The sequence below is a fragment of the Vibrio sp. dhg genome (genome assembly GCF_003443775.1).
GTDB classification, from domain to species: domain Bacteria; phylum Pseudomonadota; class Gammaproteobacteria; order Enterobacterales; family Vibrionaceae; genus Vibrio; species Vibrio natriegens.
In genome coordinates this window covers 372,655-384,739 of record NZ_CP028944.1, presented here as the reverse complement: position 1 = coordinate 384,739, position 12,085 = coordinate 372,655, and the positions used below count along the sequence as shown (strand labels likewise).

The window sequence follows — 12,085 nt, the reverse complement described above, 5'->3', positions numbered from 1 at the left end:
GATGCATGTATTTTGAAAAGTTGTATTAACGGACAAAAGTCAAAGATCGGCGTTTAGTTGAATGATGGCTTTATTGCTTGAATGGCTTGCCATGGGCGGCGACAAGTAGCTCTTTAATTTTTTGGCGCAGGGCAAGATGAGCAGGATTGTCAATTTCACGCTTGTGATAGACAAACTTGTAAGGAATGGAGTGAATCGAAATAGGGCAAGGGAGCACTTGCAGATTCAGCGCCTTACTCCATTTATTTGCAAACGATTTAGAGACGACGCCCAAGCAATCTCGGTCGGCAACATATAAAGCCATGCCTGCTAGCGAAGATGTCACTAAATCGACTTTTCGTTCCTGTATGTTTTCTTTGGCAAGTTGTTCGAACCCAGTCATGTTTTCCCATTTTCCAGAAAACAGACAGTGTCTTTCTTCATAAAACTGTTGTTTTGAAAGTGTTCCTTGGATTCTGGGATGGTCTTCTCGGCAAATGACTACCGCTTCTTCTGAGTATGCATCTTCAATAACAAATGCAGAGTCTTTTGTTATGACAGTATCGATAGCTAAGTCGACTTTTTGTTGCCTTATGAGCTCAAACAGAATGTATTTTTCCGGTGGAGATTCATAAAACACCACGTTTTCAATAGGAGGCATGCTATGTAGCAAAATCTCTGAGCAGCATACTTCAAAATGGTTTTTATCAGATATTGCACTATCAATGATACTTACCGCTTGCTGAAATTGAGGAAGCAATTGATGTGCGGTGGAAGTAAGAGCTATTCCGCGGCCTTTTTTAACGAATAACTGTTTATCTACGACTTGTTCTAAACGCTTTATCGCTGCGCTTACTGCAGGTTGCGTCAACCCAAGTTGCTCCGCTGCCTTTGTGTAGGATTGGAACTCGGCGACGACCAGAAAAGTTTGGATAAGGTTTAAGTCCATAACGCTACTCATAAATTAGATTTATAGATCAACTAATCCTGACGGTATTTATCGTCTGAAATTAGTGCTTTATCTTATAACAGTAATGGTATTGGAATGCGAATGCCATTTTAATGCATCAGCGAACTTTTGGAGAAAATATGAAAAATGCGACCAAAACGAGCAGTAAAAAACTCGTACTTAACGCATGTACTTTAGCGCTAGGTGCTGCTTCTGCAACCGCATACGCAGCTGACAAACCGAACATCCTTGTTATCTTTGGTGATGACGTTGGTTACTGGAATCTCAGTACCTATAACCAAGGGATGATGGCTTACAACACACCGAATATTGACACGATTGCTCAAGAAGGTGCGAAGTTTACTAATTTTTACGCCCAGCAAAGTTCCACAGCAGGCCGTTCAGCATTTATTACCGGTCAGATGCCTAAACGTACAGGCTTGTCTAAAGTAGGCTTGCCTGGCGCACCTGAAGGTATTTCCAAAGAGGACCCAACGATTGCAACCATGCTTAAAGAGCTTGGTTACGCAACGGGTCAGTTTGGTAAAAACCATTTGGGTGACCGAGACGAGCACTTGCCAACAAACCACGGCTTCGATGAGTTCTTCGGTAACCTTTACCACTTAAATGCGGAAGAAGAACCAGAGAATGTTGATTACCCTAAAGATCCAGAATTCAAGAAAAAGTTCGGCCCTCGAGGCGTGATTCACTCGTATGCAGACGGCAAGATTGAAGATACCGGTCCTCTGACCCGTAAACGCATGGAAACCGTCGATGGTGAATTCCTTGATGCGGCAGAAAGTTTCATCGAGAAGCAAGTAAAAGCGGACAAACCATTCTTTACTTGGTTCAACACCACTCGTATGCACAACTTCACTCACGTTCCAGAAGAATATCAGGGCAAAACAGGCGCTGGATTCTACGCTGATGGTGTAAAACAGCATGACGATCAAATCGGTCACCTGCTTAATAAGATTAAAGAGCTAGGCATTGATGACAACACTATCATTGTCTACACAACAGATAACGGACCAATGATCAACTTGTGGCCAGACGCTGGTATGACTCCATTCCGTTCTGAGAAAAATACGGGCTGGGAAGGTGCATTCCGCGTTCCTATGCTGATTAAATGGCCAGGGCAAATCGAAGCCGGTAAGACGTTTAACGGTATTATGTCGCTAGAAGACTTCTTCCCGACACTGGTTGCCGCGGCAGGTAACGATAAAGTAACGGATGAATTGCTTAAAGGTAAGAAAGTTGGCGATATGAACTACAAAGTTCATTTAGATGGCTACAACCAATTACCATACATTACAGGCAAATCAGAGGAATCAGCTCGAAATGAATTTGTTTACTGGAGTGACGACGGTGATCTACTTGCACTACGCCAAGGTAAATTCAAGTTTCATTTCATCGTTCAAGAAAATGAAACAGGGCTGGAGATTTGGCAGAAACCATTTACCAAACTGCGTGCACCTATGATCTTCGACCTGAGTATTGACCCATTTGAACGTGGTGATACGGGCATGGGTTACAAGACCTGGATGTATGAGCGCTCTTACCTAGTTGCGCCAGCGGTGGAAGAAGTAAAACAAGTGATGGGCACCTTTAAAGAGTTCCCACCACGTATGGAAGCAGGTTCATTTGTTCCTAAGTAACCTTGCACTTAAGCGAAGACTAGAATAAAAATGAATGGCGCTCTCAGGAGCGCCATACTTAAAAAAGAAAGTAGAAAAGCCAACATTCAAAAGAGAGGCTGCATGAGCAAAACTTCACCACGTCATTCTACGGCTATGCCAATTGTTCCGATGAAAACGGCATTTAAATCCGAGCATGGAAATGAACGCCGCTTTCATGTGATGGCGAAACCCGGCGGCGCAAAGTGCAACATTGACTGCCAATATTGCTTTTACTTACACAAAGAAAACCTGCTTCATCAACCAAAACAACCCAAGATGGATGATGAAACCTTAGAGGCGTTTGTTAAGAGTTATATTGAGAGTCAAGATGGCGAAGAAATCGTATTTTCATGGCAGGGCGGCGAGCCAACACTGCTTGGCTTAGATTACTTCCGTAAAGTGGTTGAGCTACAGAAGAAATACAAACCTAACGGAATTCGTATTGAAAACGATTTACAAACGAATGGTATCTTACTCAATGATGAGTGGTGTGAATTTTTATTAGCGAATAACTTCCTGGTCGGCTTATCTATCGATGGTCCAGAAGAGCTGCACGACAAATACCGTAAAACGCGAAGTGGTAAGCCGACTTTTCATCTGGTGATGAAAGCGGTTGAGAAACTTCAGCGTCATGGGGTGCGGTTTAATGCGCTGGTGACGGTTAACCGCCACAACGTTAAGTACCCTGTGGAAATTTATCGATTCCTCACTCGCGAGTTGGGCGTGACTTATATTCAGCTTGCGCCCGTGGTTGAAGCGAATGACTTTCACACTACCGCGCCACAGTTCTGGAACGAACAGATGATCCCTGTCATGGGGAGCGAGTTAGCCAAGCCTGGACATCCAATGTCAGTGGTGACGGATTGGTCGGTGGACCCTGATGATTGGGGCAAGTTCCTTAGTGAAATGTTTGTTGAGTGGGTGAACAATGATCTCGGCCGTGTGTTGGTCAACCTGTTTGAAACGGCGGTTGCTCAGGTGATGGGTAAACCAGCGCAACTCTGCATTACCTCAGAGTTTTGCGGTAAAGGATTGGCGATAGAGCACAATGGCGATGTGTACAGTTGTGACCATTACGTTTATCCAGAATACAAACTCTCCAATATTCACGAACATTCGTTGAACGAGATGGCGTTCTCTACGCGTCAGTTTAGCTTTGGTATGGCAAAGCGAGATTCATTGCCGGACTACTGTAAGAAATGTCCTTACCTTAAATACTGTTGGGGCGAATGTCCTAAAAATCGCCTTATTAAGACGCCGGATGGTGAAGAAGGGCTGAATTACCTTTGTTCTGGTATTCGCCGTTTCTTCGATGACACCTTACCTATGCTGGTGGGTCTATCTCAGATTTTACAACAACAGAATTCTAAGTAAGGAAGACGAATGAACAACGCGCAGCAAGCAATTAATAAGTTGATTGAAGAGACAGAGAAAAGCGTCATTGGTCAAAGCCACGTGGTGCAAGCGTTGGTGATTGGTTTATTGACCAATGGACATATTCTGTTGGAAGGTTTACCGGGTACCGCAAAAACACGTTCAGTAAAATCATTAGCCAATCTTCTGAACACTAGTTTCGGTCGCATTCAGTTCACGCCTGATCTTCTACCTTCGGACGTCACCGGAACCGAGGTTTATCAGGAGTTAGATGGCAAACCGCAGCTACATTTTCAGCCGGGTTCCATTTTTAACAGCATTGTCCTTGCCGATGAGGTTAACCGTGCTCCTGCCAAAGTGCAGGCCGCGCTGCTAGAAGCCATGGCTGAAGGCACAATAACTGTTGGCGATAAAACGCATGTGTTACCCGATCTATTTATGGTACTAGCGACGCAAAACCCGATCGAGCAAGAAGGGACGTACCCTCTGCCTGAAGCGCAAATGGACCGCTTTATTATGAAGGTTACGGTGGACTACCCGGAAGATGCTGCAGAGCGAGAGATCATTCGTCTGGTTCGTAGTGAAGAGCTCGGGGCGGAAACCAGTTCCGAGTTGGTGACGCCACAGCATATTGAGCCCGATTTGGTTTTAGAAGCACGTCGCCAATTGCCCGATGTCGCGGTTTCTGAATTAGTTGAAGACTATATTGTCGCGTTGGTGATGGCGACGCGTAAGCCAGAGCGCTATGCAGACTCGCAATTAGCTAAATGGATTGAAATTGGCTCCAGTCCTCGCGCTTCAATTTCGTTGGATAAGTGTGCTCGCGCCTATGCTTGGCTTCAAGGACGTGACTATGTCACACCTGATGATGTCCGTGCTATGGTTCCATCAGTATTAGGACACCGATTCTCACTCACCTATGACGCGCTAGCTGACGGTGTGGATCATCAACGAGTCGTTGAGGAATTGCTCGATTACGTTGAAATCGGATAAGTGGTGGCAATATGGCAAAGCCGACACTTGCTCCTAAACCTGAAGAGATAGATCACCGTTTATATTGTGATTACGCAAGGCTGGTGCGTTTACAAGCGCAAGCTGAGTCGTTTAGTTTACTCCCTCACCTGAAAGCTGGCAGTGTGTTATCTGGGCGACACAACTCTCTTTTTCGCGGTCGCGGACTGAATTTTGAAGAGTTACGTCATTACCAATTAGGAGATGATATTCGTAATCTCGATTGGAAAGTGACGATGCGCACGGGAAAGCCTCATGTGCGTAGTTATACCGAAGAAAAAGATCGCAATGTCATCGTCTGTGTTGATCAACGCAGTGCGATGTTTTTTGCTTCCACAGAGGTGATGAAGTCCGTAGTTGCTGCAGAAGTTGCAGCAATGTGTGGGTGGCGAGTATTAAAAGATGGTGACCGAGTAGGATTTGTTATTGCTTCCCATCAAGCCCTGTTTCATTCAAAACCACAGCGTTCGCAAAACGATCTTTTAACACAGTTAAAGCACTTATCACGGGCGAACCAATCCCTTAGCGTTGATTCGGTTGATTCTGAAAAAGTAACGTTTAGTCGCTGGATTGAGTTGATAAAGCGAATGAAGCTCAAACAATCCACGCTGATTTTTATTAGCGACTGGAGTGACTGTGAAGAGCAGCACCTCGACCACCTGAAACAGCTTCAACAGCACAACGACATTCTCGCCGTGATGGTCAGTGATCCACTTGAACAAACACTGCCTGATGACTTAGCAACATCAAAATGGGTGGTTGGTGATGGTCAATATCAGCTCAATTTGGATAGTAAAGCAAAAGTGCAAGCTGCAAGCGCAAAACTGGAAGCGAAAACAGACGTGCAGCGTCAATCTTTAGCGCAACTGATGGCAATTAAGCATCTGCCTTACATTGAGCTTGATACCACTGGCCAGCATGTCAAAGAGTTTCAAAAATTGGTAGGAGGGCGCTAGATGAGTGATCTTCCGCAACCCCCTGGCTCTTACATTCTGAGTGAGCTTCATGACGTAACCGTACCGCCCAGTGTCAGCTGGTATCCTCAAACTATTGGTTGGAAAATTCTAGCTGTGATATCCGTGCTGGCTTTAGTGTACATGGCTTATCGCATTCTGAGTAAATGGTGGATAAACCGCTATCGCAAGGAAGCATTGGATATGATCAGTCAGATTAATCCAAGCGACAGGGAGATGCCGAAAACGCTATTCTCGATTCTAAAAATTGTTTTGATTCATATAGACAGTCGCAATGCGAGACGGTTTGATGGTGCTTTTCTTTCTAAACTTGACGAGCTGGAACCGAAAAAACAGGCTTTCAATGATGAAGTTTCCACATTGTGGCTCAAGAGTATCATTAATCCCAACATCGAGCTTTCGCATCAACAGCGAGTGCTTTTGATCGAGAAAGCAAACTTTTGGGTCAAAGAGCATTCGCATACGTCTGGCTCAAATATATCAACGCCAGGAACAGAGCCAAAGCAAGGTGGTCAGAATGAATGATCTCCACTCTTTTATGGGGCTGTCTGGCTTTGAGTTTGCGCACCCTTTATGGCTGATTATTTTGCCCTTTCCACTCGTGGTTTATTATCTGGTTCCTGCTTACCGCACTAAACAGACAGCGATTAAAGTCCCGTTTTTTACTCAACTGGTTGAAGCCATTGGTGAAACTCCGTCAGAAGGTGCAAGCCAGCTAACGCCAAGTTGGTGGCAGCGCGCGACGTTAATTCTCTCTTGGATATTGGTTGTCTGTGCGATGGCTAAGCCCACGATTCTGGGTGAGCCGCAAGTTCGTGAAAGCCTTGGTAGAGATGTCATGGTTGTGGTTGATCTTTCTGGCTCAATGGCTGAGGTTGATTTTACCTCGCGTACGGGTGAAAAAATCTCTCGCTTAGAAGCCGCCAAAGAAGTATTGGCAGATTTCGTGCAGTCACGTAAAGGCGATCGACTTGGTTTGGTGCTGTTTGGTGACGCTGCATTTGTGCAAACCCCGTTTACTGCTGATCAAAGCGTGTGGTTAGAACTGCTTAATCAAACTGACGTTGCTATGGCTGGGCAGAGTACGCACCTTGGAGATGCGATTGGGTTAGCCATAAAAGTGTTTGAGCAGAGCGATAAGGCTCGTAGTGAGTTAACGCAAGCGACAGAGCGTGAAAAAGTTGCGATTGTATTAACTGATGGCAACGACACTGGCAGTTTTGTTGAACCAATAGACGCGGCAAAAGTGGCAAAAGCGAAGGGGGTTCGCGTGCACGTTATCGCGATGGGCGATCCCCAAACCATTGGTGAAACGGCGCTTGATATGGACACGATTACACGAATCGCGGCTGAATCAGGAGGCGAGGCATTTGAAGCGCTCAACCGGGACGAGTTGGCAAAGGCCTATGAAAAAATCAGCCTGATTGAGCCAGAGTTGTATGAAAGTACGACCTATCGGCCTAAACAAAGTTTGCACCATTACCTGATGGTCTTGGTGGTATTGACGCATTTGCTCGCGTTCAGCGTAGCGACACTCAGACGAAGAACCAAAGCGCGCTTTTCGACGGGGAAAGTATCGGTAGGAGAGCACGATGTTTGATTCTCTCAGCTTAACGCAATTTTTTACTCAGTTTCATTTCATTCGTCCTTTGTGGCTATTGGCGCTGATCCCGTTGGTTTTCCTGATTTGGCTGCGCTGGCATGAGGAGAGCAAACCAAGCTGGAAAGACATCCTGCCCGATCATCTCCGTGAGGTACTGACGATAGGTGAGCATGGCTGGCGGAAACAATTGCCACTAAAACTCCTGATGGTCAATGTATTCATCGCCATTTTGATTTGTGCGGGCCCAAGTTGGCAGCGAGAGGCGTCACCATTTGGTGAGGACAAAGCGTCAATGCTGGTGGTTTTGGATAATAGCGGCTCTATGTTGCAAAAAGATCTGCCGCCAAGTCGCTTAGAGCGTTCTAAACAGAAAATCCGTGATCTACTCGCTGAAAGAAAAGGTGGTAAAACGGGGTTGGTGGTGTTTGCGGGAACTGCACACGTCGCTATGCCGATCACACAAGACAGCGCTGTTTTTGACCCATTCCTCGCGGCAATTGATCCCGAAATTATGCCGGTTAAAGGTAAACTCGCGGAGCAGGCATTACCTCTTATTGACCAGCAATTACAAGGATTAGCCGGCTCAACGGTACTCTTAGTGACGGATGGTGTTAACCCCGCCACCATCAGTAAGTATGAAGATTATTTTGCCGATAAACCCTATCAGCTGTTGATACTGGCCGCTGGCAACCCTGATGTTGTCAGTAATAACCCGATCGATCTCGATTCGCTGCAAACACTTGCAAGTAAAACTGATGGAAGACTTATGGAAGTAAGTGTTGATAACACAGACATTCAGCAATTGAGCCGGTATGTAGAGCGTAATATGCAGCTGAATGGTGAGTCTTCTATGCCATGGAAAGACATGGGGTATGTGCTTTTGTTTCCTATTGCATTGATTATGCTGATCTGGTTCCGAAAAGGTTGGTTAGTTCAATGGTGCTTGATCGCAATGGTATCTGGAAGCGTGATGATGCCCGGCGAGGTAATGGCTGAAAATGTATCGCTAAAAGCCGAAGAACCTCAAGTTGTACAAAAAGTGACGACGTTCGACAAAGCCGCCCAGTGGTGGTGGGACTTGTGGTTGACACCTGATCAACAAGGACAGCGGTTGTTCAGCAAACAAGCGTATTTGGATGCGGCAAAGCATTTCTCAGATCCGTTACGAAAAGGAACCGCTTATTACTATGCCAGTGAATTTGAGCTAGCCCATAGCGCGTTTTTAGAAATGCAGAATGATCCTTCGGAAGAAGTTAGAGACTTTGGTTTATACAACGCGGCCAGCGCATTGGCACGTCAACGTGAATACTTGGCAGCGAGAGACTTGCTTCAATCATTGGCGAACAAACCAACACTAAGCCAAGCGTTACGCCCTGATGTTGAGCATAATTTGAAAGTCATCGGCGGCATTGTTGAGGACATCAACCAGATGAGTGAAAGTCAGGCCGGAACGGAGCAAGAGATGTCGACTGAGCTTGGTGATAATCCGCAAACAGCAGAAGGGGCGGAAGAGAAAACGTCGCAAGAAATGATGATCAAAGAGACACTGAGTGCCGCAGACATATTAGGCAATCAAGAGGTGGCAGATAAGTGGCTAAAACGTGTCGAGTCTGATCCAAGGGACTTTCTGCGTGCAAAATTTCAAATCCAACTCAACTCGCCCTCAACGAGTGAAATTGCCGATGATGCCAGTGAGCGCAACGAGGAGGTGATGCAATGATGGAGTTATTTCGACGGGTTACGAGCCGTTATCTCTCTTGCGTCTTCATAGTATTAGCAAGTTTCTGCACAAGCAGTTTAGTGTTTGCAAGAGATATCAATCAGTTACAGCGCAATCATGATGTGGAGATAAAAGCGTGGGTTGGTAAAGCGACAAGTAACGAGGAAAATCGTAACTCACCCAACTTCAGTGTCAACGAGCAAGTCATTCTGACTATAGAGGTGGCGACGCCGCGCTGGTTTACTGGCGGAACGCGGATTGGCTCTGTGGAAATTCCGGATGTGATTGCCAAACAACGTAACCAACTGGCAACCAATTTCACTGAGAGAAAAGGTGGGCAAACCTGGTCGCGCCAACGTTGGGAAGTGACGTTGTATCCTCAAGTATCGGGTGATTTTGTCGTTCCTCCGATTGCTGTGAGGGTTCAGGTTTCAGCGCCTGATGGAAAAAACGTCTCAGGAACCCTTTACACGCAGCCAATTCGGTTTTCAGCATCGTTACCGTCTGGCTTATTGAGCGACAATACCCAGTGGTTTACTGCGACACAAGTCGACGTAAATCAAGAGTGGGAAACGTCTTCTGAACCGCTAAAAGTTGGCGATGCGATCACGCGAAAAGTAACGATAACCGCACAGGACAGCTTGTCGGTATTACTACCTGACCTGCTAAAAGGTGAGTCTAACGATAGTTATCAAACTTACTTGCAGCCTCATCAGCTTACCGATACACAAACGCGTGGAGACTATCAATCTACCCGAACTGAAGAAAGTGTGTATGTGATTCAGCAGGGCGGTGAGTTCTCGTTACCTGCTTATGAGTTCCAATGGTGGAACAGCGAAACGCAGCAGCTAGAAAGCATCGTGATTGAAGGACAATCATTTCAAGCAAAACATACGTTAAAGTCGTTTGTTAAAGCCTATTTCGTCTGGATTATCGGTCTGGTGAGCACTTTGGTTTTGGGGGTTGTTTTCCTTCTAGCCATCAAGCGCTATTACCGTTCAAGGCCAATTCCACCATGGCTGAACTTGCATCGATTACTCAAAGAAAATCGCTGGGGAGAGGCGAGAGCCGTCCTTTACAGGCAATTACGAGTGAACGCTTCTGAATTGGAGATGCGCCATGCAGATTCCAGTGACTCATGGCAGAAAAGCTCATCTCGAATGCAAAGTGGAGAATGCAGTTCTAGCCTGATCAAGTCGATGTGGCGCAAAATTCAGACGAAACAAAAGCATCTTAAACTTCGCATACCAAAAGCTTTACCCCAATTGGATAAGTTAAAGCAAAGAGATGGTATTGAATAAAGCTGAGCGCTACTATAGTCCTTTGTTTTTCATTAAAGAATAGATGTTACATGAGCCAAGAATTTATGCGCCGTGCGTTGGAGATTTCTAGAAATGCACTACCAGCGTGTCAACCTAATCCACCAGTAGGCTGTGTTTTAGTAAAAGACGGTCAGATCGTCTCCGAGGGCTACACTCAGGCTATCGGTGGAAATCATGCCGAAGTGGAAGCGTTGAATGGATACAAGGGAACGTTAGAGCAGGTCACCGCTTATGTGACACTTGAGCCTTGTTCGTTTGTTGGAAGAACGCCTGCCTGTGCGGTGACATTGGTAAATACTGGCATCAAAAAGGTTGTCGTTGCCATGCTCGATCCCGATCCTCGCAACAGGGGCCGTGGTATCGCTATCTTAGAGCAAGCTGGTGTTGAAGTAGAAGTCGGAGTTTGCGGTGAGGAAGTGAGTGCCTTTTTGACGCCGTATTTGGGTAAATCTTAGTTATTTATCAAACAGACCACTTTAACCGTTTTAAGTAGGGAGTTTTTGTCTACACTCTCGAAAGTACTGAGCAGTAAGATACGCTACTAAGCCACAGAGACGGATTTCAATGAAAACAATACGAGCGATACTAAACGGCAAAAAGGCTGGCATACCCGAGCTAAGAAACGCAATTATGGAGACGCGCGAGCAAGGCGTCGACGTGCAAGTTCGTGTGACTTGGGAATCTCAAGACATGTCGCGTTTAGTTAAGGAAGCCGTAAATGAAGGGATTACGCGTATTGTTGTTGCTGGCGGCGATGGGACGATCAATGAAGCAGTTTCGGCGATTGCTCAAATTGAAGACGACCAGCGGCCTGAACTGGCGATAATTCCACTTGGCACCGCCAATGACTTTGCTACTGCCAATCGTATTCCTGTTTCTATTTCTGACGCCTTGTCTTTGGCTGTGAATGGACAATCCGTTTCTGTTGATTGTGTAAAAGCGAATGATCGTTACTTTATCAATGTCGCTACGGCAGGGTTTGGTGCCGAAATTACCACTGAAACACCAGTCGAATTGAAGAATTTTTTAGGTGGCGGAGCTTATACTCTGACAGGTGTGGTAAAAGCTTTGGGCTTTAAACCGTACGATGGAACCATCACAGTCGATGACGGAAGCTACGAAGGTGGGATATTACTCGGTGCATTCTGCAATGGCCGTTTGGCGGGCGGTGGCCAATCGTTGGCTCCAAACGCGATGATCGATGATGGTTTAATGGATTTAACGCTGGTTTGTCCATTCTTACCTCATGACTTGCCTAAAGTGATCGAAGAGATCAATAACCCAAGGATTACAGGCGAGTTCGTTAAGCACACACGGACAAGCTGGTTGGAAATTGACTTCCCAAATCCATTACCTCTGAATTTAGATGGGGAGCCATATCGCTCGCGTAAAATACGTTTCGAAGTGTTACCTCAAAGCATTCAGTTAATTCTACCGAGTGACTGTCCGTGTGTTGGTACATCTGGATAATCCC

11 protein-coding genes are annotated in these 12,085 nt (G+C 45.9%); 10 read left to right on the top strand and 1 reads right to left on the bottom strand.

Annotated features, from left to right (window positions below):
• Nucleotides 1-70 precede the first annotated feature (70 nt).
• Complete coding sequence (locus tag DBX26_RS17435) at nt 71-928, bottom strand: LysR family transcriptional regulator (protein ID WP_254063605.1); 858 nt, start codon at nt 926-928, stop codon at nt 71-73.
• A gap of 140 nt (nt 929-1,068) precedes the next feature.
• Here DBX26_RS17435 and DBX26_RS17430 point away from each other — a divergent pair, with 140 nt between their 5' ends.
• The 10 genes from DBX26_RS17430 to yegS all read left to right on the top strand — a co-directional run bounded on the left by DBX26_RS17430 (nt 1,069) and on the right by yegS (nt 12,081).
• Nucleotides 1,069-2,586: an arylsulfatase gene (locus DBX26_RS17430; protein WP_118120214.1), complete on the top strand. Its 1,518-nt coding sequence runs from the start codon at nt 1,069-1,071 to the stop codon at nt 2,584-2,586.
• 102 nt (nt 2,587-2,688) lie between these two features.
• Nucleotides 2,689-3,981, top strand: coding sequence for an anaerobic sulfatase maturase (locus tag DBX26_RS17425; protein WP_118120212.1), 1,293 nt, complete (start codon nt 2,689-2,691; stop codon nt 3,979-3,981).
• Nucleotides 3,982-3,990: 9 nt separating this feature from the next.
• Complete coding sequence (locus DBX26_RS17420; protein WP_118120210.1) at nt 3,991-4,974, top strand: MoxR family ATPase; 984 nt, start codon at nt 3,991-3,993, stop codon at nt 4,972-4,974.
• Between the two features lie 11 nt (nt 4,975-4,985).
• On the top strand, nt 4,986-5,948 hold the full coding sequence (locus DBX26_RS17415; RefSeq protein ID WP_118120208.1) for a DUF58 domain-containing protein: 963 nt from the start codon (nt 4,986-4,988) through the stop codon (nt 5,946-5,948).
• The gene (locus DBX26_RS17410) at nt 5,949-6,491 is read left to right on the top strand and encodes a DUF4381 domain-containing protein (protein WP_118120206.1); all 543 of its coding nucleotides are present in this window, start codon (nt 5,949-5,951) and stop codon (nt 6,489-6,491) included.
• On the top strand, nt 6,484-7,566 hold the full coding sequence (locus DBX26_RS17405) for a VWA domain-containing protein (RefSeq protein WP_118120204.1): 1,083 nt from the start codon (nt 6,484-6,486) through the stop codon (nt 7,564-7,566). Before DBX26_RS17410 ends, DBX26_RS17405 begins: the two co-directional genes overlap by 8 nt.
• On the top strand, nt 7,559-9,289 hold the full coding sequence (locus DBX26_RS17400) for a VWA domain-containing protein (protein ID WP_118120202.1): 1,731 nt from the start codon (nt 7,559-7,561) through the stop codon (nt 9,287-9,289). Before DBX26_RS17405 ends, DBX26_RS17400 begins: the two co-directional genes overlap by 8 nt.
• Nucleotides 9,286-10,590: a BatD family protein gene (locus DBX26_RS17395; RefSeq protein WP_118120200.1), complete on the top strand. Its 1,305-nt coding sequence runs from the start codon at nt 9,286-9,288 to the stop codon at nt 10,588-10,590. The genes DBX26_RS17400 and DBX26_RS17395 overlap by 4 nt, the downstream gene beginning before the upstream one ends.
• Nucleotides 10,591-10,640: 50 nt before the next feature.
• Nucleotides 10,641-11,066 carry a bifunctional diaminohydroxyphosphoribosylaminopyrimidine deaminase/5-amino-6-(5-phosphoribosylamino)uracil reductase RibD gene (locus DBX26_RS17390; protein ID WP_118120198.1) on the top strand — a complete coding sequence of 142 codons (426 nt, stop codon included), beginning with the start codon at nt 10,641-10,643 and terminating at the stop codon, nt 11,064-11,066.
• A 109-nt stretch (nt 11,067-11,175) separates the two neighbouring features.
• Nucleotides 11,176-12,081, top strand: a complete 906-nt coding sequence (gene yegS, locus DBX26_RS17385) for a lipid kinase YegS (protein WP_118120195.1) — start codon at nt 11,176-11,178, stop codon at nt 12,079-12,081.
• Nucleotides 12,082-12,085 lie beyond the last annotated feature (4 nt).